At 61.2% G+C, this 25,339-nt stretch carries 20 protein-coding genes and 5 tRNA genes; 4 read left to right on the plus strand and 21 right to left on the minus strand.

Annotated elements, in window-relative coordinates; all coding sequences use genetic code 11:
• Nucleotides 1-24: 24 nt before the first annotated feature.
• The 8 genes from truA to leuC form a co-directional block, all read right to left on the minus strand.
• Nucleotides 25-870 (minus strand): tRNA pseudouridine(38-40) synthase TruA, encoded by an 846-nt coding sequence (gene truA / locus NVV94_RS18905; RefSeq protein ID WP_258447751.1) that lies wholly within the window; start codon nt 868-870, stop codon nt 25-27.
• 115 nt (nt 871-985) lie between these two features.
• On the minus strand, nt 986-3,727 hold the full coding sequence (locus tag NVV94_RS18910) for a FimV/HubP family polar landmark protein (RefSeq protein ID WP_258443910.1): 2,742 nt from the start codon (nt 3,725-3,727) through the stop codon (nt 986-988).
• Between the two features lie 79 nt (nt 3,728-3,806).
• Nucleotides 3,807-4,817 (minus strand): aspartate-semialdehyde dehydrogenase, encoded by a 1,011-nt coding sequence (locus NVV94_RS18915; RefSeq protein WP_258443911.1) that lies wholly within the window; start codon nt 4,815-4,817, stop codon nt 3,807-3,809.
• Between the two features lie 244 nt (nt 4,818-5,061).
• A complete protein-coding gene (gene asd, locus NVV94_RS18920) occupies nt 5,062-6,174 on the minus strand; it encodes an aspartate-semialdehyde dehydrogenase (protein WP_258443912.1) in 1,113 nt (370 codons plus the stop codon).
• A 64-nt stretch (nt 6,175-6,238) separates the two neighbouring features.
• Entirely contained in the window at nt 6,239-7,321 is a 1,083-nt protein-coding gene (gene leuB, locus NVV94_RS18925; RefSeq protein ID WP_258443914.1) for a 3-isopropylmalate dehydrogenase, read from the minus strand.
• Between the two features lie 53 nt (nt 7,322-7,374).
• Nucleotides 7,375-8,142, minus strand: coding sequence for a class I SAM-dependent methyltransferase (locus tag NVV94_RS18930; protein ID WP_258443915.1), 768 nt, complete (start codon nt 8,140-8,142; stop codon nt 7,375-7,377).
• Between the two features lie 136 nt (nt 8,143-8,278).
• Nucleotides 8,279-8,923 (minus strand): 3-isopropylmalate dehydratase small subunit, encoded by a 645-nt coding sequence (leuD, locus tag NVV94_RS18935; RefSeq protein WP_258443916.1) that lies wholly within the window; start codon nt 8,921-8,923, stop codon nt 8,279-8,281.
• The gene (gene leuC, locus NVV94_RS18940; RefSeq protein ID WP_258443917.1) at nt 8,920-10,353 is read right to left on the minus strand and encodes a 3-isopropylmalate dehydratase large subunit; all 1,434 of its coding nucleotides are present in this window, start codon (nt 10,351-10,353) and stop codon (nt 8,920-8,922) included. Before leuC ends, leuD begins: the two co-directional genes overlap by 4 nt.
• 131 nt (nt 10,354-10,484) lie before the next feature.
• Here leuC and NVV94_RS18945 point away from each other — a divergent pair, with 131 nt between their 5' ends.
• Together NVV94_RS18945 and NVV94_RS18950 are read left to right on the plus strand one after the other, a co-directional pair.
• Nucleotides 10,485-11,363, plus strand: a complete 879-nt coding sequence (locus NVV94_RS18945) for a LysR family transcriptional regulator (RefSeq protein WP_258443918.1) — start codon at nt 10,485-10,487, stop codon at nt 11,361-11,363.
• Nucleotides 11,364-11,430: 67 nt separating this feature from the next.
• Complete coding sequence (locus NVV94_RS18950) at nt 11,431-14,715, plus strand: PAS domain S-box protein (protein WP_258443919.1); 3,285 nt, start codon at nt 11,431-11,433, stop codon at nt 14,713-14,715.
• Between the two features lie 24 nt (nt 14,716-14,739).
• On the opposite strand, the gene NVV94_RS18955 is transcribed toward NVV94_RS18950, so the two are convergent.
• The 10 genes from NVV94_RS18955 to uvrB form a co-directional block, all read right to left on the minus strand.
• Complete coding sequence (locus NVV94_RS18955; protein ID WP_258443920.1) at nt 14,740-15,699, minus strand: tRNA-dihydrouridine synthase; 960 nt, start codon at nt 15,697-15,699, stop codon at nt 14,740-14,742.
• An 88-nt stretch (nt 15,700-15,787) separates the two neighbouring features.
• Nucleotides 15,788-16,252: a thioesterase family protein gene (locus NVV94_RS18960; RefSeq protein ID WP_258443921.1), complete on the minus strand. Its 465-nt coding sequence runs from the start codon at nt 16,250-16,252 to the stop codon at nt 15,788-15,790.
• 67 nt (nt 16,253-16,319) lie between these two features.
• Nucleotides 16,320-17,153 carry an alpha/beta fold hydrolase gene (locus NVV94_RS18965; protein WP_258443922.1) on the minus strand — a complete coding sequence of 278 codons (834 nt, stop codon included), beginning with the start codon at nt 17,151-17,153 and terminating at the stop codon, nt 16,320-16,322.
• 28 nt (nt 17,154-17,181) lie between these two features.
• Nucleotides 17,182-17,721 (minus strand): TetR/AcrR family transcriptional regulator, encoded by a 540-nt coding sequence (locus tag NVV94_RS18970; protein WP_258443923.1) that lies wholly within the window; start codon nt 17,719-17,721, stop codon nt 17,182-17,184.
• A 200-nt stretch (nt 17,722-17,921) separates the two neighbouring features.
• A tRNA-Glu gene (locus NVV94_RS18975) sits at nt 17,922-17,997 on the minus strand.
• 43 nt (nt 17,998-18,040) lie between these two features.
• Nucleotides 18,041-18,116: transfer RNA gene (locus NVV94_RS18980), tRNA-Ala, on the minus strand.
• Nucleotides 18,117-18,169: 53 nt separating this feature from the next.
• A tRNA-Glu gene (locus NVV94_RS18985) sits at nt 18,170-18,245 on the minus strand.
• Between the two features lie 76 nt (nt 18,246-18,321).
• A tRNA-Ala gene (locus NVV94_RS18990) sits at nt 18,322-18,397 on the minus strand.
• A gap of 219 nt (nt 18,398-18,616) precedes the next feature.
• Nucleotides 18,617-20,098, minus strand: coding sequence for a glutamate--tRNA ligase (gene gltX, locus NVV94_RS18995; protein ID WP_258443924.1), 1,482 nt, complete (start codon nt 20,096-20,098; stop codon nt 18,617-18,619).
• 144 nt (nt 20,099-20,242) lie between these two features.
• Nucleotides 20,243-22,258 carry an excinuclease ABC subunit UvrB gene (gene uvrB, locus NVV94_RS19000; protein ID WP_258443925.1) on the minus strand — a complete coding sequence of 672 codons (2,016 nt, stop codon included), beginning with the start codon at nt 22,256-22,258 and terminating at the stop codon, nt 20,243-20,245.
• 339 nt (nt 22,259-22,597) lie between these two features.
• Between uvrB and NVV94_RS19005 the strand changes: the two genes are divergently transcribed.
• A complete protein-coding gene (locus NVV94_RS19005) occupies nt 22,598-23,794 on the plus strand; it encodes an amino acid aminotransferase (RefSeq protein ID WP_258443926.1) in 1,197 nt (398 codons plus the stop codon).
• 69 nt (nt 23,795-23,863) lie between these two features.
• Nucleotides 23,864-23,939, plus strand: a tRNA-Asn gene (locus tag NVV94_RS19010).
• Between the two features lie 52 nt (nt 23,940-23,991).
• On the opposite strand, the gene NVV94_RS19015 is transcribed toward NVV94_RS19010, so the two are convergent.
• The 3 genes from NVV94_RS19015 to NVV94_RS19025 all read right to left on the minus strand — a co-directional run bounded on the left by NVV94_RS19015 (nt 23,992) and on the right by NVV94_RS19025 (nt 25,332).
• Complete coding sequence (locus tag NVV94_RS19015) at nt 23,992-24,462, minus strand: DUF2442 domain-containing protein (RefSeq protein WP_258443927.1); 471 nt, start codon at nt 24,460-24,462, stop codon at nt 23,992-23,994.
• On the minus strand, nt 24,450-24,680 hold the full coding sequence (locus NVV94_RS19020; RefSeq protein WP_258443928.1) for a DUF4160 domain-containing protein: 231 nt from the start codon (nt 24,678-24,680) through the stop codon (nt 24,450-24,452). Before NVV94_RS19020 ends, NVV94_RS19015 begins: the two co-directional genes overlap by 13 nt.
• Nucleotides 24,681-24,765: 85 nt before the next feature.
• Nucleotides 24,766-25,332, minus strand: coding sequence for a DUF1285 domain-containing protein (locus NVV94_RS19025; RefSeq protein ID WP_258443929.1), 567 nt, complete (start codon nt 25,330-25,332; stop codon nt 24,766-24,768).
• Nucleotides 25,333-25,339 lie beyond the last annotated feature (7 nt).

Consider the following 25,339-nt stretch of genomic DNA (forward strand, 5'->3'; position numbering starts at 1 on the left):
AAGAGGATCCGAAAGCCTCGGATGTTAGCAAATGAGTTGCGGGTCGTCAGCCGCCAGTGCATCAAAGCCGGTAAGGAAGTGTGGGCCGATGTAACGCTCGGGCAACGGGAACTCATCGCGGTACTCCACCTGGACCAGGTACAGCCCGAACGGATGAGCGGTCACCCCGCCGGTACGACGCACTCGGCTTTCAAGCACATCCCTGGCCCACTCCGGCGGACGCTCGCCGGCGCCGATGGTCATCAGCACGCCGGCGATGTTGCGCACCATATGATGCAGGAAGGCGTTGGCGCGGATATCCAGCACGATCATCTTGCCGTGCCGGGTCACACGCAGATGATGGACCTGCTTGATCGGTGACTTGGCCTGGCACTGCCCGGCACGGAAGGCACTGAAGTCATGGGTACCGACCAGGTAGGCGGCGGCGGCCGCCATGCGCTCGACATCCAGCGGCCTATGGTTCCAGGTGATTTCCTCACCCATATGGGCCGGACGGATCTGATCGTTGTAGATCACGTAGCGATAACGCCGGGCGATGGCCTTGAAGCGCGCGTGAAAGTTCGCGGGCATGACCCGCGCCCAACTGACACTGATGTCGTGGGGCAAATTGATATTGGCGCCCATCACCCAGGCTTTGAGGGTACGAACCGCCTGGGTATCGAAGTGCACCACCTGACCACAGGCATGAACACCGGCGTCGGTGCGACCGGCACACATCAAGGACACCGGTGAATCAGCCACTTTCGACAGGGCCTTTTCAAGGGTTTCCTGGACAGTCGGCACACCGGAGGCCTGACGCTGCCAGCCGCGGTAGCGCGAGCCCTTGTACTCCACACCCAGTGCGATTCTGAAAAAGCCGTCGACTGCCACTTCGGCAGCCGCGTTATCTATGATTTCCAAGGAGGTTACAGCCTGTCGGTTTGCGCAATGGCGGCATTATAACGACAACGGCAGCCACCAGGGCTGCCGTCGGGACCAGGGCGTGTCAGGCCAATCGCGAGATCATGTCCTTTGCTTCGCTGCGCTGGCCTGCATCACCTTCCTTGAGGACTTCGTCGAGAATATCGCGGGCCCCTTCGCTGTCGCCCATGTCGATATAGGCACGCGCCAGGTCAAGCTTGGTCGCGGCTTCATCGGTGCCCGAGAGGTAATCGAACTCAAGCTCATCATCGGTTGCGGCGGCATCTTCGGCCGTGAAGGTCGGCGTGGCCAGCGGTGGCTGTTCCAGATCCTGGGACAGCCGCTCGAGCTCGGCATTCACTTCGTCCAGCTCTGTAGAGAACGTGTCGGAGGGCGCTTCGGTACCTTCGTCCAGGGACAGCGACAAGTCGAAGTCTTCCGGCAACTGCAAGTCTTCGGCCGTCAGCGACTCGATCGCGTCATCTTCCAGGCTCAGCGAATCATCGAATGCAGCCAATTGCGCCTCGACATCCACCTCGTCGACCTCGGCAACAGCAGGCTGGTCATTGGGGATGTCCAGATCGAAATCCGCCAGATTGTCACTCGAGTCCTGGCTGACTTCGGACTGCTGTTGCAATACCGATTCGAAGCTCGGGTCTTCATCGGCAACCTTGGATGCATCGAGAATCGGATCGTCGAAATCGATCGTTTCCAGCTGCTCTTCGCGGGCACGTTCGGCCGGCGAAACCGCTTCGACGTCATCCAGGCTCAAATCGAAGGTCGAATCGAACTCGTCTTGCGCCGTATCACTGAGCAGCGGCTCATCGAGCAGTGGCTCATCGAGCAGTGGTTCATCGAGCAGCAGGTCCTTGACGTACTGCGCATCCTGTTCGGCGGCCAGCGCCGCCGCACTGATGCCGGCCGCCGCTACCGCCAACATGGCCGGGAAACGCCGCTTGAGTTCTTCGACATCCGCGTGATTCTTGCCGGTTGCGATCAGTTGGCGCTCCTGGCCGGTGAACGCATCGCGATCACCCTGGTGGGCATAGGCTTCCATCAGTTTCAGGCGCAGGTCACTGCGTTGCGGCTCTTTCGCGATCGCCGCCTCCAACAGCTCGGTGGCGTGGTTAAATCGACCATTGGCGATACTCTGGTCGGCTTCTGCCAACACAGCGTCGGTCACCACTGGGGCAATTGGCGTCGATGCAGGGGCCGGGGCGGGAGCAACGGGAGCAGATTCAGGAGACGGTGACAAGGCGACAAACACCGGCCCTGGCTCGGCGTCCGGCGCCCTGACTGGCGCTGCTTGCGCGGGCGCAGGACTCTCCGCCGCCGTTGCAGCCGCCGCCGAAGCCGCAACGAAAGCGGGCGCCAGCCTGACGTTCGGTGCTGGCACTTCCAGCCCTTCGAAGCTGCTTTGCGGCAGATCGAGGTCATTGCTCAATTCGGACTCTTCGGCCAGCGCACGCGCCATGCGCATGTGCTTCTCGGCTTCCTGCTGAGCCTTGCGCCGACGTGCCAGCAGCAACAGCAAGAGCGAGACCACCAGCGCACCACCGCCGACCAGCCCAAGTAGAGCCGGGCTGGCCAACAGATCGTTCAAGCCCTTGTTCGGTGCATCAGTGGTCGGCGCCTGTGCCTGAGCCGGCTCCTGGGCAGGCGCAGGCGTAGCGACGGCCGCATCGGGAGCCGGTGCAGCGGGGGTTTCGGCTGGAGCCGGAGCCACTTGCGTTTGCCCCGCCAACTCCGCCGAGAGTGACGCTGCAGCCGGAGTCTCGGCAGGCTGGCTGGTGTCCCCCGCAGCGCCCTGGGCTTCAAGCTTGGCCAATTGGTCACTCTTCAACTGGATCAGACGCTGAAGCTTGTCCATCTGGCTTTGCAGGTCGGTCATCCGGCTTGTCAACTCGGCATTGTCGCGCCGGGTCGAGTCGAGGCTTTCCTGGGTCACTGCCAATTTGTCGTTCAAGGCCTTGCTATCGGAGCCCGCGCCCTTGCCGGCCGACTTGCCATCGGCAGACACCAGGCTGAGCTTGTCCGTGCTTTGGACTTGTACCGGCGCCCCCTGATTGCCACTGCGACGGGTAGCGTCGATTTGCCGTGCCCGCGGCCCGAGGCGGCGGCCCTGGCGCCAGGCGGTATTCTGCTCGGCCACTTCGGCGATCGCCTGGGCCTGCGGCAGGCTGGCGACCTGCTGCTGATCGGGCAGGCGCAATACCTGCCCGGTCTTGAGAAGGTTGATATTGCCGTCGATGAAGGCATCAGGGTTGAGTGCCTGAATCGCCAGCATGGTCTGCTGAATCGATCCCCCCTGACGCGCCTTGGCGGCGATTTCCCAGAGGGTGTCACGCTTGCTGGTGGTGTATTGCGTCGGCGCAGTAACGGCAGGCGTGGCGCCATCGACGGCAGCCTCCTGCCCTTGCGGGGAGAATTTCGACGGATCGAGCAATACGCTGTAATCGCGCATCAGCCGACCGCTGGGCCACATCACCTGCACCAGGAACTTCACGAAAGGCTCGGGCAGCGGCTTGCTCGAGGTGATGCGCACGACACTCTTGCCGTTGGCATTGATCACCGGCGTGAACGTCAGGTCATCGAGAAACGCCTGACGATCCACGCCCGCCTTGGCGAACTCCTCGACCGGCGCCAGGCTGGGCACCACTTCAGCGACCGTGAGATCGCGAACATCGAGCAGTTCGATTTCAGCCACGAGCGGCTGGTTCAGAGTCGACTTCAGGGTCAATTCCCCGAGCCCAAGGGCATGCGCCATACCGGAGGACAGCGCCGACGCAGCGGCTATTGCTAACACCAGTTTGCGAACTTGAACCATGACCTAATCCTATGTGTGAACGTTCCTCGACAAGCGACGTCCAGCGAATATCTTTAAGCAAATTGTTGCCAAGTATCTTTTACAGAAGGTCTTTTATCAACAATTGCCCCAGCTGCACAGCATTGAGCGCCGCGCCTTTGCGCACGTTATCGGTGGTCAGCCACAGATTCAGTTGCTCAGGGTCATCGATTCCACCACGCACCCGGCCGACATATACCACGTCCTGGCCGACAGCATCGCCCACTGGCGTCGGGTAATCGCCGGCCTCGACCAGCTCGACACCCGCCGCGCCGTCAAGTGCAGCGTTGACCGCCGGCAGGTCGACCGGCGTAGCGCTGCGCACCGACACACTGAAGCTATCGCCAAAAAAGACCGGGACTTGAAGGCAGGTGACGGAAATCTTCAGCGAAGGCAGCCCGAGCAATTCGCGCAACTCCTGAACCAGGCGACGTTCCAGCAAGGCATGGCCCTGCTCGTCTGGCGTGCCGACCTGGGCCAACACATTGAACGCTACCTGGCGGTCGAAAAAGCGCGGCTCAAGCGGGCGCACATTGAGCAGCTCGGTTGTCTGACGCGCCAGTTCGCTGACCGCTTCGTGGCCCTGGGTGGACATTGCCAGGCAGGCGGTGACGTTGACGTGCTGCAGGTCGAGCAGCCCGCGCAACGGGGCCAGCGCCACCGCCAGCGCTACCGCCGACGCACTCGGGCTACTGACCTGGACCGGCGCGACCAGCGTCGCCAACACCTGGGCATTGGCCTCGGGCACGACCGCAGGCGCCTGCCCGGCCGGCAAACCGCCAGACAGGTCGATCAGCATGCAGCCGGCGGCGCTCGCGCGAGGGGCAAAACTGCGGGTTACTGCAGGCCCCGCGGCAAAGAACGCCAGTTTCACCAGGCTGAAATCGAACTGATCGACTTCACGCACCCGGACATTCTTGCCCCGAAACGGCACCGAATGCCCGGCCGATTCGCTGCTGGCCAGCAAATGCAGGGTGCCGACAGGGAAATCGCATTCTTCGAGGATCTGGACAAGGGTCTCGCCCACGGTACCGGTGGCGCCGATCACGGCGATATCGAAAGACTGGCTCATGCATAGACCTCAGGTAGAACGGGGGGAGCGGAACTTTACTCGGATTGGGGCCAGACCTGAAGCATTGTGGTGAGGCCTTCGCTGGCAAGCCAGCTCCCACAAGGGTTCAGCGCTCCGCATGCCAATTGTGTGAACACCACAAAATCTGTGGGAGCTGGCTTGCCAGCGATGAGGCCCTCATAGCAGAAACAAAAAACCCGCATCTCATGCAAGACGCGGGTTTTCAGTTCAAGCCCTCAAGCGATCAACGCTCGAGCAGAATCCGCAGCATGCGGCGCAGCGGCTCGGCCGCGCCCCACAACAGCTGGTCGCCCACGGTGAAGGCACCGAGGTATTGCGAGCCCATGTTCAGTTTGCGCAGACGGCCAACCGGGATATTCAACGTGCCGGTCACCTGAGTCGGGCTCAGCTCCTGCATGCTGATCTCGCGCTGGTTGGGCACCAGTTTCACCCAAGGGTTGTGCTGGCTGATCATGCCTTCGATATCGGCCAGCGGCACATCCTTGTTCAGCTTGATGGTCAGCGCCTGGCTGTGGCAACGCATGGCGCCGATGCGCACGCAGATGCCGTCGACCGGGATCGGGCTCTTGAAGCGACCCAGAATCTTGTTGGTCTCGGCTTGTGCCTTCCACTCTTCGCGGCTCTGGCCGTTCGGCAGTTCCTTGTCGATCCACGGGATCAGGCTGCCCGCCAGTGGCACGCCGAAGTTCTCGGTCGGGTAGGCTTCGCTGCGCATGGCTTCGGCCACTTTGCGGTCGATGTCGAGGATGGCGGCGGCCGGGTTGGCCAGCTCATCGGCAACGGCGGCATGGGTCGCGCCCATCTGCTTGATCAGTTCACGCATGTTCTGCGCACCGGCACCGGAGGCCGCCTGATAGGTCATGGCGCTCATCCACTCGACCAGACCGGCCTCGAACAAGCCGCCCAGGCCCATCAGCATCAAGCTGACGGTGCAGTTGCCGCCGATGTAGTTCCTGGTCCCGGCATCGAGCTGCTGGTCGATCACCTTGCGGTTGACCGGATCGAGCACGATGACCGCGTCGTCCTGCATGCGCAGGCTCGAGGCCGCGTCGATCCAGTAGCCCTGCCAGCCGGCTTCACGCAGTTTCGGGAAGACCTCGTTGGTGTAGTCGCCACCCTGGCAGGTCAGAATCACATCGAGGGTCTTGAGCTCTTCAATGCTGTAAGCATCCTTGAGCGGAGCAATATCCTTGCCCACTGCCGGACCCTGACCACCCACATTGGAGGTGGTGAAGAACACCGGCTCAATAAGATCGAAATCCTGCTCTTCCAGCATCCGCTGCATGAGCACGGAACCGACCATACCGCGCCAACCGATCAGACCTACACGTTTCATCGCAACTACACCTTTGACAAAAAAGTGGGCGCTGGCTCCAAAAGAAGACAGCGGGCCCGAGAGATTACAGATTCCGCAGTGCTGCGACTACCGCGTCGCCCATTTCCTGCGTACCCACCTTGGCACAACCAACCGACCAGATGTCGCCGGTGCGCAAACCTTGATCCAACACCAGGCTCACGGCTTTTTCAATGGCATCGGCCGCCGCGATCTGGTTGAAGCTGTAACGCAACATCATCGACACCGACAAAATGGTTGCCAGTGGGTTGGCAATGCCCTGGCCTGCGATGTCCGGTGCCGAGCCATGGCAAGGCTCGTACATGCCCTTGTTGTTGGCGTCCAGGGAAGCCGAAGGCAGCATGCCGATAGAACCGGTGAGCATGGAAGCCTCATCCGACAGAATGTCGCCAAACATGTTGTCCGTGACCATCACGTCGAACTGTTTGGGCGCACGCACCAGCTGCATCGCGGCATTATCGACGTACATGTGGCTCAGCTCGACGTCCGGATAGTCCTTGGCCACTTCCTCGACCACTTCACGCCACAGTTGGCTCGACGCCAGGACGTTGGCCTTGTCCACCGAACAGAGCCTCTTGCCACGCACGCGAGCCATGTCAAAGCCGACCCGGGCGATGCGGCGGATTTCGCTCTCGCTGTACGGCAGCGTGTCATAGGCCTGGCGCTCGCCGCCTTCGAGCTCGCGATTACCCCGCGGTGCACCGAAGTAGATGCCGCCGGTCAGCTCACGGACGATCAGGATGTCCAGGCCGGAAACGATCTCAGGCTTGAGCGACGAAGCGTCGGCCAGTTGCGGGTAGAGGATCGCCGGTCGCAGGTTGCCGAAAAGGCCCAGTTGCGAACGAATCTTCAGCAGGCCGCGCTCGGGGCGAATGTCACGCTCGAGCTTGTCCCACTTCGGCCCACCCACGGCGCCGAGCAGTACTGCATCGGCAACACGAGCGCGCGCGAGGGTTTCATCGGCCAGCGGCACGCCATGCTTGTCGATCGCCGCACCACCGATGACATCGTGCTCCAGGGCGAACCCGAGCTGGAACTTGTCGTTGGCCAGCTCCAGTACCTTGACCGCTTCGGCCATGATTTCCGGACCAATGCCATCACCTGGAAGAATCAGAATCTGCTTGCTCATGCTTTCCTCTATTCAATTGAAACGGCGCGCCGTGAGAGGCCGCCCGGTCAAGACTATCGCTGGGCCCAGAGCACCAGGACATCGGTACTGAAGGAGCCATCATCGCTGATTTCGTAATACTGACGCACTTCTGCGCCCATGGCTTGCTGCAAATTGAGGATGGCGGCGCGCATCACTTCAGGGGTGCGCATCCGTTCGACCCAGGAACTGTATTCCAGGCGCAGGCGCTGACGACTGTGGCTGCGGGTCTGCAGGCCGGCCTCGCTGACTTGGCGCAACCATTCGCCCGCCGAGTAATCGCGGACATGGCTGGTGTCGCGCAGCACTTCGACGCTTTGCAGGTAAGTGTCGAGCAATGGGCTGCCAGGGGACATCACATCGATGAACGCCGCTACGCCGCCAGGCTTGAGCACCCGCCGCACTTCGCGCAGGGCCAGGCCCAGGTCGCTCCAGTGGTGCGCCGAATAGCGACTGAAGACGAAATCGAATTCGCCGTCGGCGAATGGCAGACGCTCCGCCGCCCCCAGCTGGGTAACCACATTGCCCAGCCCGCGTTCGCTGGCGGCAGCCGCTACCACATCGAGCATTTGCTGCGACAGATCATAGGCCACCACCTCGGCGACCAATGGCGCCACATGGAAACTGACATGACCGGCGCCGCAGCCCAGGTCCAGCACCCGAGCGGCGCCCTGCCCGGCCAGCTCGGCCTGGAGCAAGGCGAATTCGGTGCCCTGTGCGTGAACTGCGCTGCTCAGGTAGGCGGCGGCCTGTTCGCCGAATTGGCGCTGAACGACATCGGTGTGGGCGGTGTTGCTGGTCATCTTGGTGTCCCTTTATTTTTTGGCTTGGCCTTGAGGGCCTCATCGCCGGCAAGCCGGCTCCCACAGAGGCCAGTGTTGCAGATTCCTCTGTGGGAGCTGGCTTGCCAGCGATGGCGTCAGCACGATCAACCACTAATCACGCGTCGCGAAACAACCACGGCTGACTGGCACGATGCTTGGCTTCGAATGCGGCGATCGCGTCACCGTCCTGCAAGGTCAAACCGATATCGTCCAGGCCGTTGAGCAGGCAGTGCTTGCGGAACGCGTCGATCTCGAAGCTCAGGACCTTGCCATCCGGGCGGGTCACCGTCTGCGCCGCCAGGTCGATGGTCAGCTGGTAGCCAGGGTCGGCTTCAACCTGCTTGAACAGTTCGTCGACTTCAGCAAAGCTCAAGATGATCGGCAGCAGGCCATTCTTGAAGCTGTTGTTGAAGAAAATATCGGCGTAGCTCGGTGCGATGATGCTGCGAAAGCCATACTCCTCGAGCGCCCATGGGGCGTGCTCGCGGCTCGAACCGCAACCGAAGTTTTCCCGCGCCAGCAACACGCTGGCCCCCTGGTAACGCTCTTCATTGAGCACGAAGTCCGGATTCAGCGGGCGCCTGGAGTTGTCCTGGTAGGGCTGGCCAACGTCCAGGTAACGCCATTCGTCGAACAGGTTGGGGCCGAAACCGGTACGCTTGATCGACTTGAGAAATTGCTTGGGAATGATCTGGTCGGTGTCCACGTTGGCACGATCCAACGGCGCGACAAGACCGGTATGCTGGGTAAAGGCTTTCATGCTGCGCTCCCTTGAATCAACTCGCGAACATCGACAAAACGACCCGTCACCGCCGCCGCGGCAGCCATGGCCGGGCTGACCAGGTGGGTGCGGCCACCGGCGCCCTGGCGACCCTCGAAGTTACGGTTGGAGGTCGAGGCACAGTGCTCGCCCGACTCCAGGCGGTCCGGGTTCATCGCCAGGCACATCGAGCAGCCAGGCTCACGCCACTCGAAACCGGCCTCGAGGAAAATCTTGTCCAGGCCTTCCTGTTCGGCTTGCGCCTTGACCAGGCCCGAGCCTGGCACGACGAGGGCCTGCTTGATGGTCGAAGCCACCTTGCGGCCCTTGGCAATAGCAGCAGCAGCGCGCAAGTCTTCAATCCGCGAGTTGGTGCACGAACCGATGAATACGCGGTCGAGCTGAATGTCGGTGATCGCCTGGTTGGCATGCAGGCCCATGTACTTCAGGGCGCGCTCGATGGAACCGCGCTTGACCAGATCAGCTTCCTGCGCGGGATCCGGCACGTTCTGATCAACGGCCAGGACCATTTCCGGGGAAGTGCCCCAGCTGACTTGCGGCTTGATCTGGCTGGCGTCGAGCTCGACCACGGTGTCGAACGTCGCATCGGCATCGGAAACCAGGTCTTTCCAGGCCTCGACGGCCATCTCCCACTCGGCGCCCTTGGGCGCGAACGGACGGCCCTTGACGTATTCGACGGTCTTTTCATCGGCAGCGACCAGGCCCACCCGCGCGCCGGCCTCGATGGCCATGTTGCAGATGGTCATGCGCCCTTCGACGGACAGGTCGCGGATCGCGCTACCGGCGAATTCGATGGCATGGCCGTTGCCGCCGGCAGTGCCGATCTTGCCGATCACAGCCAGGACGATGTCCTTGGCGGTTACGCCGAAGGGCAACTGGCCCTCCACGCGCACCAGCATGTTTTTCATTTTCTTGGCGACCAGGCACTGGGTGGCAAGCACGTGCTCGACCTCGGAAGTGCCGATCCCGTGCGCCAGGGCGCCGAAAGCGCCGTGGGTCGAGGTGTGCGAGTCACCGCAGACCACGGTCATGCCCGGCAAGGTCGCGCCCTGCTCCGGGCCAATGACGTGGACGATGCCCTGGCGCACGTCATTCATCTTGAACTCGGTGATGCCATACTCATCGCAGTTATCGTCCAGCGTCTGGACCTGCAGGCGCGACACCTGATCGACGATGGCGTCGATGCCACCCTTGCGTTCCGGGGTGGTGGGCACGTTGTGGTCGGGCGTTGCGATGTTGGCATCGATGCGCCAGGGCTTACGACCAGCCAGGCGCAGGCCTTCGAAGGCCTGCGGCGACGTCACTTCGTGAATGATGTGACGATCGATATAGATAAGCGCCGACCCATCGTCGCGCTGCTTGACCAAATGCGAATCCCAGAGCTTGTCGTAGAGCGTTTTGCCGGCCATCAGACTGTTCCTCATCAGCGTCTTTCTATGCCAATAACCCCTTGGCTTGTGCGGTCGATCCTAGGGGGTTACATTCAATAACTCAAATTCATAATTTTTATGCTTTGGATAACCAACAGGAATCCGAATCCATGGACCTCGCCAACCTCAATGCCTTTATTGCCATTGCCGAGACAGGCAGCTTCTCCGGGGCCGGCGAGCGCCTCCATTTGACCCAGCCTGCCATCAGCAAACGCATCGCCGGCCTGGAGCAACAACTCGACGTGCGCCTGTTCGACCGGCTGGGCCGCGAAGTCAGCCTGACCGAAGCCGGCCGGGCCCTGCTGCCCAGGGCCTATCAGATTATCAATGTACTGGATGACACCCGGAGGGCCCTGACCAATCTCAGCGGCGAAGTCAGCGGGCGGCTGACGCTGGCCACCAGCCACCATATCGGCCTGCACCGGTTGCCGCCGCTGTTGCGCGAATTCACCCGTCGCTATCCGGCCGTCGCCCTGGACATCCAGTTTCTCGACTCGGAAGTGGCCTATGAAGAAATCCTCCATGGCCGCGCCGAACTGGCCGTGATCACCCTCGCCCCCGACCCGCACGCGCTGATCAAGGCCGTACCCGTCTGGGAAGACCCCCTGGATTTCGTCGCCGCCCCCGAACACAGCCTGGCGTTGCAGGGCGCCGTGAGCCTGGCCGACATCGCTCATCATCCGGCCGTGTTTCCGGGTGGCAACACCTTCACCCACCATATCGTCCGGCGTCTGTTCGAGGCCCAGGGGCTGACGCCCAACATCGCCATGAGCACCAACTACCTGGAGACCATCAAGATGATGGTTTCCATCGGACTAGCCTGGAGTGTGCTACCACGTACTATGCTCGATGAACAGGTGGCACGCATTTCGTTGCCGGGCATTCAGCTCTCGCGCCAGCTAGGCTACATCCTGCACACCGAACGAACACTCTCCAATGCTGCGCGTGCTTTTATGTCATTGCTGGATATGCACAGAAACCTGTCCTGAAGCGACACCCTGAAACACCCGTATCGATCGATCGAAGGAAGTTGCATACGCCAAAGGTCTGGTATCCATGCCCAAATCAGCTAGACGCTTTCCGCACTTGCCGCGTATCCATGCGGCTGATCCTCAGGAGTCGGAGCAAACATGGGAGAGCGCTCCCCAATTGCTGGCCGCGCTGAATGGCGCGCACCTGGGCGCCTGGTTCTGGGACTTCGAGAGTGGACAGATCAGCTGGTCGCGGGCCACCCAGGCGCTGTTTGGCTATGACCCGCAGCAACCGCTGCCCAATGACATCGACTATATCGACCTGTTGCCGCTGGAGGATCGGGCCCGGACTATCCAGGCTTTTCACGCGGTGTTGTGTGGCGAGCCGGTAGAACAGGCCATGCGGCATCGGATCCGCTGGCCGGACGGCAGCCTTCATTGGCTGGAAATCAATGGCAGCCTGGTCAAAAGCAAGACCGGCGCCCCCCAGATGGTGGGTGTGATTCGTGAGATCACCCGCCAGCGCGAGCGGGAAACGGCCCTGATCAACTCCGAAAAGCGCTTCGCCACCCTGTTTCACCTGAGCCCCAATGTTGTCCTCCTGACCCGACGCGCCGACGGCCTGATCTACGAGGTCAACCAGCACTTCGAGAAGATCCTCGGCTGGGCCGGGCACCAGATCGTCAACAAGACCACGCTCGAGCTGGGCCTGTGGGTCAACCCGGAGCAGCGCCACCAGGTGCTGGAGGCGACCCGTGGCAATAGCGAACCGATCAACCTGGAAGTACAACTGCGTGCCAGCAGCGGCCAGATCCATGACGGCATACTCTGCGCCCAGAACATCGAAATGGAGGGTGTCGCCTACCTGTTGAGCACCTTTATCGACACCAGCGAGCACAAACGCGCCGAACAGGCGCTCAAGGACAGCCAGGAACGCCTCGACCTGGCGCTGGACTCGGCGCAGTTGGGCACCTGGGACTGGCATATTCCCAGCGGCATGCTCTATGGCTCGGCACGTGCAGCCCAGTTGCATGGCTTGGCGCCCATGCCCTTCCATGAATCCTTTGAAGCGTTCTTCGAGGGTGTGCCCGACGAGGAACGCAATACCATGCGCCAGGCCTACCGCAGCCTGCGCGAAGGCCCGGCCGGCAATTACCAGGTCACCTACCGCATTGCGCTGGAAAACGGCGCCTCACGCTACATCGAAAGCCGCGCCCGCCTGTATCGCGACGAACAGGGTAACCCACTGCGCATGGCCGGCACCCTGCTCGACATTACCGACCAGGTCGAGCGCGAACAACGCCTGACCAGCTCTGAAGAGAAATTTGCCAGCCTGTTCCAGGCCAGCCCCGACCCGATCTGCGTCACTCGCCAGGAAACCGGCCAGTTCATCGAAATAAACCCGGCTTTTACCCAGACCTTCGGCTGGACCGCCGAAGAAGTGATCAATCACAGTGCCGAGGAGATCGGCTTCTGGGCTGGCTCGGCCAAGCGCTTGCAACGGATCGAACAGGTGATCCGCGACCAGGCCTTGAACAACGTCGCCGTCACCGTCAACCACAAGAATGGCAATAGCCTCACCTGCGTGATCTCGAGACGGCTGATCACGGTCGAAAACCAGCCGTGCAGTGTCATTACCCTGCGCGACATCACCCAGCAACAGCGCGCCGAGGCAGCACTCAAGGCCAGCGAAGAGAAGTTCGCCAAGGCGTTTCACTCCAGCCCCGACGCCATCACCCTCACCGACCGCGAAACCGGCCGCTACCTGGAGGTCAACGACGGCTTCTGCCGCCTGACCGGCTACCGTGCCGATGAGGTCATCGGACGTACGGTCCACGAAATCGGCATCTGGGCCGACGAAAAGCAGCGCACCTTTCTCCTCCACGACCTGCAAGAAAATGGACGCGTTCACCACCGCGAAATGATCGGCCGCAACAAGCGAGGCGAGATCCTCACTGTCGAGGTTTCGGTAGAGCCGCTGACCGTCAACGAATCGCCCTGCCTGCTGATGACTGCCCGCGACGTCAGCCAACTGAAGAATGCCCAGGCGCAAATCCGCCACCTGGCCTATCACGACCCCCTGACCAACCTGCCCAACCGCGCATTGCTGATGGACCGGCTGAGCCAGCAGATCGCCCTTCTCAAGCGCCACAATCTGCGCGGCGCACTGTTGTTCCTCGACCTGGATCACTTCAAGCACATCAATGATTCGCTCGGCCACCCGGTGGGCGACACCGTGCTGAAGATCATCACCGCCCGTCTGGAAGCCAGCGTGCGCATGGAAGATACCGTCGCCCGCCTGGGGGGCGACGAATTCGTCGTGCTGCTCAGCGGCCTCGAAGGTTCGCGCAGCCAGGTGGCCCAGCAAGTGCGCACCCTGGCCGACACCTTGCGCGAATTGCTGGCCGAACCCATGTCGCTGGACGGTCAGCGGCTGCAGGTCACGCCCAGCATCGGCGTGGCGCTGATCCCCGACCACGGTTCGACACCGGCCGACCTGCTCAAGCGCGCCGATATCGCCCTCTACAAGGCCAAGGACTCGGGCCGCAACACCACGCAGATGTTCCATAGCACCATGCAGAAGGCCGCCAGCGAACGCCTGCAGATGGAGAGCGACCTGCGCCAGGCGATGACCCGCGGCGAATTGAACTTGCACTTCCAACCGCAGGTCGATGCCCGTGACAGCCGCATCGTCGGGGCCGAGGTACTGCTGCGCTGGTATCACCCGCAACTGGGCCAACAGGCCCCGGCGCAATTCATCCGGGTGCTGGAAGAAAGCGGCCTGATTCTGGAGGTTGGCTCCTGGATACTCGAAGAAGCGTGCGGCGCTTGTGCTCAGCTACTGAACGAGGGCCTGATCGACGCCAGCCATTTCAGCCTGTGCGTGAACATCAGCCCGCGCCAGTTCCGCCAGAATGACTTCGCCGAACGGGTCGAACGCAGCCTGAAGGCTTATCACCTGCCCTGCACCATACTCAGGCTGGAGATTACCGAGGGCATCGTGATCCAGAACCTGGATGACACGATCAACAAGATGCGCGCCCTGAAGAAGCTCGGCGTGAGCTTTGCCATGGACGATTTCGGCACCGGTTACTCATCGCTGACCTACCTCAAGCGCCTGCCAGTGGATGCACTCAAGATCGACCAGTCATTCATCCGCGACGCCACCCAGGACCCCAACGACGCCGAGATCGTTCGCGCGATCGTGGCCATGGCCCGCAGCCTGGACCTGGCGGTCATCGCCGAAGGTGTGGAACTGTCCGAGCAACTGGAGTTTCTCCAACAGCTTGGCTGCCACTTGTATCAGGGGTACCTGCACAGCCGCCCACTGCCATTGATCGAGTTCCGCAAGCTGCTGCTTGAACAGTAAAACCGAACCCATCTGAAAAAATCTTCAGGCAGCGATGCTTTGCTCAACCCCGATCAGCCGGCTGATCTGTGCGCAATCGCTCTCGCGGCGCAAGGCGGTGAACAACTCCACGGCCTCGGGGTAACTGCGCGTCAGCATGGCCACCCATTGCTTCAACCGACCCGGTGCGCTACGCGGGGTAAGTTTGCCGACGGCCTGGCACCAGAAGTCCTGGATCAGCGGCATCAGCTCGTCCCAGTGCATGGCCGGCAGCTCGATGCCCGCGCGCGCTGCAGCGATCTGCCGCGCCAGGTCGGGCCGCGAGACCAGCCCGCGGCCGAGCATGATGTCCTCCACGCCACTGACCTCGCGGCAGCGCCGCCAGTCTTCGACCGTCCAGACTTCACCATTGGCGAAAACCGGCACCTTGACCACTTCCTGCACCCGCGCCACCCACTCCCAATGGGCCGGCGGCTTGTAGCCATCGACCTTGGTCCGCGCATGGACGACGATCTGTTCGGCACCGCCTTCAGCCAGGGCGATGGCGCACTCCATGGCGCCGTCGGGGCTGTCGAAGCCCAGGCGCATCTTGGCCGTCACCGGAATTGCAGCCGGAACCGCCCGCCGCACATGGGCAAGAATGCTGTGCAGCAGCTCCGGCTCCTTGAGCAGCACGGCGCCACCGCGGGACTTGTTCACGGTTTTGGCCGGGCAACCGAAGTTCAGGTCGATCACTGGCGCACCCAGTTCGCAGGCCAATGCGGCGTTTTCGGCCAGGCACACGGGGTCGGACCCGAGCAACTGCACCCGCAACGGAACGCCCGCCGCAGTCGCAGCGCCCTGCTGCAGCTCCGGCGCCAGCTTGTGGAATTGGCTGGGCGGCAGCAGCATGTCATTCACCCGGATGAACTCGGTGACACACCAGTCGATACCGCCGACCTGGGTCAGCACGTCACGCAGGATGTTGTCGACCAACCCCTCCATCGGCGCCAGGGCAATTTGCATGGGAACGTCTCGAGCGTAAAAGGCGCGCAGTGTAGCAAAAACAGCGCACCAGGACTGGTGCGCCACTGCGACAGCCTGGCGGCAGCTGCTACAAAAGGGCGGCAGCTGCCGAAGGCTGCGTCCCGCCGAGGAGCGCGGCCCCATAGCCCTCGATAAACTCCGCCGGCATGCGCTTTGGCCGTCCGGTGGAGAGTTCGATGCAGACAAAGGTGGTTTGCGCGCGCAGCAGCGTGGTGCCGTCGCTCGGGCGCTTGAGTTGAAAGCGCCGGGTCATTTTCAGGCGCTGGTCCCAATCGACGATCCAGGTCGCCAATTGAAGCTCATCGCCCTCATAGGCACTGGCCAGGTAGTCGATCTCGTGGCGCACCACTGCCATCGCCCGGTCCAGGCGGCGGTACTCGGTCAGGTCCAGGCCCAGGCGCTGCGAATGCCGCCATGCACAGCGCTCGAGCCAGGTGACGTACACCGCGTTATTGGCATGCCCGAGCTCGTCGATATCCTCGGCACCCACACAAAGATCAATGATAAACGGCGTTGCCAGATCCCAACTCATGCCTGCTCCCAGTCACATTGATGCGGCCAGCCACATTGATTCGGCCAGGCGCCAGTGTAGCCGATGCTCAGGCCGATTGGCGCGCCTGGTGACCGCTTCGTTCGAGCAGGGCAAGCACAGCGTCGATCAAACGCGGATCGGCCAGCACCCGTCGATGCCCACCTTCGGGCAATACCAGCAGCCGGCTGTCGAACCAGGCTTCATGAATCACCTGAGCTTCACTGGCCGGCACCAGCGGATCATCTTCGGCATGCACGATCAGGCCGGGCATTTTCAACTGGTAGTGACTGACATCCAGCCGTGAAGCCTGCACACCCACATCACGTTCAACCTGGTGGATAAACGCCGCCCGCGCCCGCGGTGGCAGCCCGACCCGCCGGGCAAAGCCGCGCAGCACGCCAATGACCCGGGCGGGTGCGGCAATGCTCACCACCACCTCCGCACGCAGGCCCATTTGCGTGGCCAGCAATACGCTGGAGCCGCCCATGGAATGGCCGATCACGGCCCGCAAGGGTGGCAATTCGGCGGCAGCCTCCAGCAGCGCCCGAGCGAACAATCCCACATGGGCTTCACGACCTGGCGAGCGCCCGTGCCCCGGCCCATCGAGCGCAACGGCCGTGTAGCCGGCCGCCACCAGGGCATTGACCAGGCTGGCAAACTGGGTCGGCCGCCCTTCCCAGCCATGCATCAGCAGCACGGTCGGGCCTTGCCCCCAGCGCAGCGTCGAGAGCCCGAAACGCAAGGCGATGCGTTCGGCCTTGGCCAGCAGCGGCAACTCCCACTCTCGGGGTGGCAAGTTGCGCGGCCGCATGAACGCGAGTCGCATTTTACTGGCAACCATGTTCGGTGCCAGCCAGCCCAAGGTGCCATTGACGCCACGAATCCAGCTCATAGTGCTCATCGATTTTCTCCTCAGGGACATCGCTCGATCAGATAACTGCCGACTTGGCGGCACGCAGGACTCGATCAGACAAGGGGCAGGCGCCCAAGGCCCGCGCCAGGGCCAGGCCACCCACCATCAGCGCCAGGTCGGCGAGTACCTTGTCGGCCTCTTCGGGGCTGCTGGAAAGTTGCGCCGTCATCAGTTCCAGATGCTCGCCGAGCACCTGGCGAAAAGCCTCGGGCAGGCTTGCCATTTCGCCCAGTGAGCTCGGCAACGGACAGGCTTGCTCGGTGGCATCACGGTGCTTGCGCGACAGGTAGAACGCGGCAGCCAGGGCCCGGCGCTCTTCCCCGCTCAATGTGGGATCGACTTCAGCAAGCAAGGCGCGGCGCTGGCCAAGCAATTGGCTGAAGGCCTCCAGCATCAGCGCATCCTTGCTCTCGAAGTGGGCATAGAAGCCACCTACCGTGAGCCCTGCCGCGCCCATGACGTCACTGACGCTGGGCTCGGCCGGGCCGTGCTGGATCAACGCATGACTGGCCGCCTGCAGAATGCGTTCACGGGTTTTCGCCTTTTTGTCGCTCATGAGCGCCTCCAAATATTATTGAGATAATATTATACGCATAATATTTTTTGGCAAGCACAAGACAACACCGTTCGTCTGCACGAACCGCGCACTTTGAAATAAAGGAGGAATGAAGATGCCGAAAAGATTATTACGGCAGAAAAACAAAAGGCTCATTCAATAATCGAATGAGCCTTGAAATCCCGCATAGCGGGTAAAAGTGGCGTCCCCTAGGGGACTCGAACCCCTGTTACCGCCGTGAAAGGGCGGTGTCCTAGGCCACTAGACGAAGGGGACGCATAACCTTCGAGCAGATCCGTTTTCACGAATCCTGGCAAATTGGTGGAGCTAGACGGGATCGAACCGTCGACCTCTTGCATGCCATGCAAGCGCTCTCCCAGCTGAGCTATAGCCCCGGATTTTTCGCCTCGCGGCGCAGCGACCTCTTACGACATCGCTTGTGTAAAACTGGCGTCCCCTAGGGGACTCGAACCCCTGTTACCGCCGTGAAAGGGCGGTGTCCTAGGCCACTAGACGAAGGGGACGCAACCCTTCTACCAATTGATCAGGCTGGAATCTGATCTATCCGAAGTCAATACAACCAACTCCGGATCTGGAATTTGGTGGAGCTAAGCGGGATCGAACCGCTGACCTCTTGCATGCCATGCAAGCGCTCTCCCAGCTGAGCTATAGCCCCACAATGTCGCTTTGAACTGAACCGCTTGGCTGGGTGCTTCGCGTTTCGTTGCGTTCATCGCTGTGGACGGGGCGCATATTAAGAGCGGATCACAGACCTGTCAAACTTATTTTCAACAAAATCTGAATTTTTTTTCCGCGATAACAAACACTTACCGGTCTTTCTCTGTGCAGCCCCCGGAAAAACGGGGGTTTGGGGCCGCTTTGCGGCCCCAGCTACTCAGGCAATACTGCCCAGCAGCTTTTCCCATTCTTTGTTTTCTTTCTTCGAAACACCACCGAGCAGGTCCAGAGCCTGACGCAGGCGGTAGCGCGTCAGGTCCGGCCCGAGGATTTCCATGGCATCGAGTACGGAAACCGAGCTCGCCTGCCCTGTAATGGCGGCAAACATCAGCGGCATGGCATCACGCAGCTTCAGCTCCAGCGAATCAACCACCGCCTGGATGCAACCGGTGATCGGGTCCTTTTCCCACTGACGCAGCGACTCGAGTTTCCACAGGATCAACTGCATCAACTGCCGCACCTGATCACCGGAAAGTTTCTTGTGCTCGAACAGCTTGGCATCCAGCTGCAAGCCACCGGCGAAGAAGAATGCACCCAGCGGTGCGATCTGACTGAAGGTTTCCACCCTGCCTTGCACGTGCGGTGCGATTTTCATCATGTAGTCGGCGTTGAAAGCCCACTTCTGCACCCGCGCGGCGAACTCTTCCACCGGCAGGTCGCGCAGCCACTGGCCGTTGAGCCAGGACAGTTTCTCGATATCGAAGATCGGCCCACCCAGGGAAACCCGCGACAGGTCGAAATGCTCGACCATTTCCTGCAGGGAGAACTTCTCGCGCTCGTCCGGCATGGACCAGCCCATGCGGCCCAGGTAGTTGAGCATGGCTTCAGGCATGAAGCCCATGCGCTCGTAGAAGGTCACCGAGGTCGGGTTCTTGCGTTTGGACAGCTTGCTCTTGTCCGGGTTGCGCAGCAGTGGCATGTAGCACAGCTGCGGCTGTTCCCAGCCGAAGTATTCGTAGAGCAGCATCAACTTGGGCGCCGACGGCAGCCACTCCTCGCCACGCAGGACGTGGGTGATGCCCATGAGGTGGTCGTCGACCACGTTGGCAAGGAAATAGGTCGGCAGACCGTCGGTCTTCATCAACACTTGCATGTCCATGCGATCCCACGGGATCTCGACGTCACCGCGCAGCATGTCCGGCACCACGCAGACGCCTTCGCTCGGCACCTTCATGCGGATGACATGGGGCTCGCCGGCGGCCAGGCGCCGCTGCACCTCTTCAGGCGACAGCAGCAGAGCGCGGCCATCGTAGCGTGGAGTTTCGCCACGTGCAGTCTGCTCGGCGCGCATCTGGTCCAGCTCTTCGGCCGTGCAGAAGCACGGGAAGGCGTGCCCCAGGTCGACCAGTTGCTGGGCATATTGCTTGTAGATATCGCCCCGCTCGCTCTGCCGGTACGGGCCATGCGGGCCACCGACGTCCGGGCCTTCGCTCCACTCGATGCCCAGCCAGCGCAAGGCGTCGAAAATCTGCTGCTCGGACTCACGGGTCGAGCGCAACTGATCGGTATCTTCAATACGCAGGATGAACTCGCCGCCGTGCTGCTTGGCAAAGCAATAGTTGAACAAGGCGATATAAGCCGTGCCGACGTGGGGATCCCCGGTGGGCGATGGCGCGATACGAGTACGAACGGTGGTCATTGAGGGTCTCGAACTAGAGATAAAACAAAGCGTGGATATTAGCAGGGCAGACCGGGCAGTCTCCAGTAAAGCGCCATGTTCCGGGGAAAAGGCCTGGCAGTGAGGCTGCGGCGCTGGGAAAACTCAGTAGACCGCGATGAACGATTACACGGTCAACAGCCGTTCGCGCAACTTGGTAATCTCATCACGCGTCTGCGCCGCCGCTTCGAATTCCAGATCACGGGCCAACTGGTACATCTTCTCTTCCAGCTGCTTGATGCGCCTGGCGATCTCGCCAGGCGAACGCAGCTCGTTCTCGTAACGAGCAGCCTCCTCCGCAGCCTTGGCCATGCCCTTGCGCTTCTTGCTGCGCGAACCGGGTACGGTGGCGCCTTCGAGAATATCGGCAACATCCTTGAACACCCCCTTGGGCGTGATGCCGTTGGCCAGGTTGAAGGCAATCTGCTTGTCGCGACGGCGTTCGGTCTCGCCGATCGCCCGCTCCATGGAGCCGGTGATGCGGTCAGCGTAGAGAATCGCCCGGCCACTGAGGTTACGCGCGGCACGGCCAATGGTCTGGATCAGCGAGCGCTCGGAGCGCAGGAAGCCTTCCTTGTCCGCATCGAGGATGGCCACCAGCGACACTTCCGGCATGTCCAGGCCTTCGCGCAGCAGGTTGATCCCCACCAGCACATCGAAAGTCCCCAGGCGCAGATCGCGAATGATTTCGACCCGCTCCACGGTATCGATATCCGAGTGCAGGTAGCGTACCCGCACATCATGGTCGGCAAGGTAGTCCGTGAGGTCTTCGGCCATGCGCTTGGTCAGCGTGGTGACCAGCACGCGCTCCTCGAGCGCAACTTTCTTGCGGATTTCCGAGAGCAGGTCGTCGACCTGGGTAGTGGCCGGGCGGATCTCCACTTGCGGGTCGACCAGACCGGTCGGCCGCACGACCTGCTCGACCACCCGCCCCGCATGCTCGGCTTCGTAAGGCCCGGGCGTTGCCGAGACGAAAATGGTCTGCGGGCTGACGCCTTCCCATTCGTCGAAGCGCATCGGCCGGTTGTCCAGCGCCGACGGCAAGCGGAAGCCGTACTCGACCAGGGTTTCCTTGCGCGAGCGGTCGCCCTTGTACATGGCCCCGACCTGCGGAACGCTGACGTGGGACTCGTCGATCACCAGCAATGCGTCGGCCGGGAGGTAATCGTACAGCGTCGGTGGCGGTGCTCCCGCCGGACGACCGGAGAGATAACGCGAGTAGTTTTCGATGCCGTTGCAATAACCCAGTTCGAGAATCATTTCCAGGTCGAAACGGGTGCGCTGCTCCAGGCGCTGGGCCTCGACCAGCTTGTTGGTGTCGCGCAGGTATTCAAGACGCTCCTTGAGCTCATCCTTGATCCCCTCCACCGCCTCCATCAGGGTTTCCCGCGGCGTGACGTAGTGGCTCTTGGGGTAGAAGGTAAAGCGTGGCAACTTGCGGATGACTTCACCGGTCAGCGGATCGAAGGCCGAGATGTTTTCCACCTCGTCATCGAACAACTCGATGCGGATGGCTTCCAGGTCCGACTCGGCCGGGAAGATATCGATCACATCGCCGCGCACCCGAAAGGTCGCCCGGGCGAAATCCATGTCGTTGCGGGTGTACTGCAGGTCCGCCAGGCGCCGCAGCAGCGCGCGCTGATCGAGCCGGTCGCCGCGATCGACGTGCAGCACCATTTTCAGGTAGGTCTCCGGGCTGCCCAAACCATAGATACAGGAGACCGTGGTAACAATGATCGCGTCCTTGCGCTCGAGCAACGCCTTGGTCGCCGACAATCGCATCTGTTCGATATGGTCGTTGATCGAAGCGTCCTTCTCGATGAAGGTATCGGAAGAAGGTACGTAGGCTTCAGGCTGGTAGTAGTCGTAGTAGGAGACGAAATACTCGACGGCGTTGTTCGGGAAAAACGACTTGAACTCGCCATACAGTTGCGCCGCCAGGGTCTTGTTCGGCGCCAGCACCAGGGTCGGTCGCTGCACCTGGGCAATCACGTTGGCAATGCTGAAAGTCTTGCCCGAGCCAGTCACCCCAAGCAGGGTCTGATGCGCCAACCCCGCGTCGATGCCTTCGACCATCTGGCGTATCGCTTCGGGTTGATCACCGGCCGGCTGGAAACGGGTAACGAGCTGAAACTCGGACATAACGAACCTCTGATTTCATCCTGACCGCCAGCAAGGCAGCACAGCGATGAGAAATTTACCGACGACCCCGGCCGCCTGTATTTATAAACAGTATTTATACCCAGGTAGTGCCATGAAACTCCAGTTTAATGAGCGCTTTGTATACATTGCCCGACCGACTGGTCCGAATAAGACTAACGGTCGAAAAATAATCGCAAAAAGCCCGGTAAAACTTCTCGCCACCTGTCGCCGTAGAAGACTAGCCTCTCTATACTAACTCCCCGTTTGCGCACCGCTCTAGTGCATCCGGCTGGAGCGATGTGACCCTCTCTTCATTCTCCATTCAGAGCCACGGTAAAAATGAGCCTGTTTTCCGCTGTCGAATTGGCACCACGCGATCCTATCCTCGGCCTCAACGAAGCATTCAATGCCGATACCCGCACCAGTAAAGTCAACCTGGGGGTCGGTGTTTACTGCAACGAGGAAGGCCGTATTCCACTGCTGCGTGCAGTGATCGAAGCCGAAACCACTCGCGCCGCCCAGCACGCCTCGCGCGGCTACCTGCCGATCGACGGCATCGTGGCCTACGACCAGGCCGTGCAAAAACTGCTGTTCGGTGCTGATTCGCCACTGCTGGCAGCCGGCCGCGTCATTACCACCCAGGCCGTCGGCGGTACCGGCGCACTGAAGATCGGTGCAGACTTCCTCAAGCAGATCTCGCCAAACGCCGTAGTCGCCATCAGCGACCCGAGCTGGGAAAACCACCGCGCGCTGTTCGAAACCGCCGGCTTCCCGGTACAGAACTATCGCTACTACGATGCCGCCAGCCACGATGTAAACCGCACCGGCATGCTCGAAGACCTGAATGCCTTGCCGTCGGGCTCGATCATCGTCCTGCACGCCTGCTGCCACAACCCGACTGGCGTCGACCTGAGCCCGGCCGACTGGCAGAACGTCCTGGACCTGATCAAGGCCAAGGGCCACATCCCGTTCCTGGACATGGCTTACCAGGGCTTTGGCGATGGCATCGACGAAGACGCTGCCGCCGTGCGCCTGTTCGCCGAATCGGGCTTGAACTTCTTCGTCTCCAGCTCCTTCTCCAAATCCTTCTCGCTGTATGGCGAACGCGTCGGCGCCCTGTCGATCATCACCGACTCGAAGGAAGAAAGCGCTCGCGTGCTGTCGCAAGTCAAGCGCGTGATCCGCACCAACTACTCCAACCCGCCAACCCATGGCGCCAGCATCGTCGCTGCCGTGCTCAACAGCCCGCAATTGCGCGCCATGTGGGAAGCCGAGCTGGCTGAAATGCGCCTGCGCATTCGTGGCATGCGCAACGAGATGGTCGAGCGCCTGGCGCAATTGGCCCCCGACCATGACTTCAGCTTTGTCGGTCGTCAGCGCGGCATGTTCTCCTACTCGGGCCTGACCGCCGAACAGGTTGCCCGCCTGAAGAACGAGTTCGGCATCTATGCGCTGGATACCGGCCGCATCTGTGTAGCCACGCTGAACAAGAGTAATATCGACGTTGTAACCAAAGCCATCGTTCAAGTGCTGTAAGGCTGGCAAGGAGGGGAAGTCAGCCAAGGCTTGACTTCCCCTTACCAATCAGTAACATAGGCAACAGATTCCGCGATAGCTCAGTCGGTAGAGCAAATGACTGTTAATCATTGGGTCCCAGGTTCGAGTCCTGGTCGCGGAGCCACATTCCAAAGCCCCACTTGTTGGGGCTTTGTCGTTTCTGATGATCTGAAAAATCATCCAGCGCTCGCCACTTGAGCTTTCGGCTGCTCCTCCAGCCGCTCCCAACCCAGACAGGCCAACGCCAAGGTTCTGGGGACGACTTCGCGTCCATTGCTGTAACGGCTGATACTGCGAGGTTTTACACCAAGGGCATTTGCCGCCTGATCCAACGTCATGCGATGGCGGGCGCGCCAGGCCATGAAAATCCGGGTGTTTTCATCCTTCGCTGCCTGCACCAATGCGTCAAGATAAAGCGTGTCGACCCCAATCTGGATGTCCAATGCAGGCCACTCGACCGTCCAACCATTGTCGCCCAGCACAACATCGTTAAATGCTGTGCCATTGAGTGGCTTGAGGCCCTGGCACGTTTTCAGGTCATAGCTCATGTCCAGCTCGAATTTCTGACCATCGACAAATGTCAGCTCAAGTTTGGCGTCAGGGAGAGCTTGCACAGCCTGTAGGCGCGGTCGCTTCATCGATGCCATTTCTTCCACTCCTTCAAAAGTTCGGCCTGGTTAGCCTGGACCCAGGCCAAAGCCTCATTCAAGACTGCAGCAGGTGCCCTTCCTGCTACAACCTCGACAACCTCCAGGCTGATCATAACGTCCACTCCTCCGCCCGTCAGATGAACATGCGGAGGAAGATGGTCCTTTTCCCGCAGCTCAATGCGGTATTTTTCCCGGAGACGGTGTTTGGTCGACATTCGGGGATGGTATCGCCAAATTGGCGATACAAACAAGATTCACCCATTTCATAATGTGAACGAGTGAAGCTCCCACCACTCAGAGTCAGGCAGGGTCCAGGCTAATCGGGAAGAATTCACCGCCGCTGCGAACGCCCAGCCAGTGCTGGCCATCGATCTCGCGCACCTCTGCCAGCTCAACCAGCTGGTAGAACACATTGCGGTGAATCAACGCTTCGAGATTGGTGCGCACATGCACGTAAGGCGACGGCTCTTGCGTCTGCGGGTCGATGACGAAACGCATGGGGTGCTCGCCACCCACCTCGACCTCTTCGTCGACATTGGTGGTGAAGCGCAAGCGCTGCCCTTCGCCCTCGCCCTCGACCTGCAGGCTCACAGCAACGAAAGGGGCATCATCGACCTTGATACCAACCTTCTCGACCGGGGTGATCAGAAAGTAGTCGTCACCGTCACGGCGAATGATGGTGGAGAACAATTTGACCATCGGCTTGCGCCCGATCGGCGTCCCCAGGTAATACCAGGTCCCGTCGCGAGCGATGCGCATATCGATATCACCGCAGAATGCCGGGTTCCACAGATGAACGGGCGGCAGCCCCTTTTCCGACTTCGGAATCTGCGCCAGCAAATCATTGGCGTTGCCCGCACCACTCATACCCTTC

The organism is Pseudomonas sp. LS1212, from assembly GCF_024741815.1.
Taxonomy (GTDB): Bacteria; Pseudomonadota; Gammaproteobacteria; order Pseudomonadales; family Pseudomonadaceae; genus Aquipseudomonas.

Coding starts and splice junctions, on each gene's coding strand:
- leuD (WP_258443916.1), bottom strand. CDS start 8,923: ATGAAAGCCTTTACCCAGCATACCGGTCTTGTCGCGCCGTTGGATCGT.
- leuC (WP_258443917.1), bottom strand. CDS start 10,353: ATGGCCGGCAAAACGCTCTACGACAAGCTCTGGGATTCGCATTTGGTC.
- NVV94_RS18950 (WP_258443919.1), top strand. CDS start 11,431: ATGCCCAAATCAGCTAGACGCTTTCCGCACTTGCCGCGTATCCATGCG.
- NVV94_RS19005 (WP_258443926.1), top strand. CDS start 22,598: ATGAGCCTGTTTTCCGCTGTCGAATTGGCACCACGCGATCCTATCCTC.
- NVV94_RS19015 (WP_258443927.1), bottom strand. CDS start 24,462: ATGGCATCGATGAAGCGACCGCGCCTACAGGCTGTGCAAGCTCTCCCT.
- NVV94_RS19020 (WP_258443928.1), bottom strand. CDS start 24,680: ATGTCGACCAAACACCGTCTCCGGGAAAAATACCGCATTGAGCTGCGG.
- NVV94_RS18955 (WP_258443920.1), bottom strand. CDS start 15,699: ATGCAAATTGCCCTGGCGCCGATGGAGGGGTTGGTCGACAACATCCTG.
- NVV94_RS18915 (WP_258443911.1), bottom strand. CDS start 4,817: ATGAGCCAGTCTTTCGATATCGCCGTGATCGGCGCCACCGGTACCGTG.
- gltX (WP_258443924.1), bottom strand. CDS start 20,098: ATGACCACCGTTCGTACTCGTATCGCGCCATCGCCCACCGGGGATCCC.
- asd (WP_258443912.1), bottom strand. CDS start 6,174: ATGAAACGTGTAGGTCTGATCGGTTGGCGCGGTATGGTCGGTTCCGTG.
- uvrB (WP_258443925.1), bottom strand. CDS start 22,258: ATGTCCGAGTTTCAGCTCGTTACCCGTTTCCAGCCGGCCGGTGATCAA.
- leuB (WP_258443914.1), bottom strand. CDS start 7,321: ATGAGCAAGCAGATTCTGATTCTTCCAGGTGATGGCATTGGTCCGGAA.
- NVV94_RS18965 (WP_258443922.1), bottom strand. CDS start 17,153: ATGAGCACTATGAGCTGGATTCGTGGCGTCAATGGCACCTTGGGCTGG.
- NVV94_RS18960 (WP_258443921.1), bottom strand. CDS start 16,252: ATGAGTTGGGATCTGGCAACGCCGTTTATCATTGATCTTTGTGTGGGT.
- NVV94_RS18970 (WP_258443923.1), bottom strand. CDS start 17,721: ATGAGCGACAAAAAGGCGAAAACCCGTGAACGCATTCTGCAGGCGGCC.
- NVV94_RS18930 (WP_258443915.1), bottom strand. CDS start 8,142: ATGACCAGCAACACCGCCCACACCGATGTCGTTCAGCGCCAATTCGGC.
- NVV94_RS18945 (WP_258443918.1), top strand. CDS start 10,485: ATGGACCTCGCCAACCTCAATGCCTTTATTGCCATTGCCGAGACAGGC.
- NVV94_RS19025 (WP_258443929.1), bottom strand. CDS start 25,332: ATGAGTGGTGCGGGCAACGCCAATGATTTGCTGGCGCAGATTCCGAAG.
- NVV94_RS18910 (WP_258443910.1), bottom strand. CDS start 3,727: ATGGTTCAAGTTCGCAAACTGGTGTTAGCAATAGCCGCTGCGTCGGCG.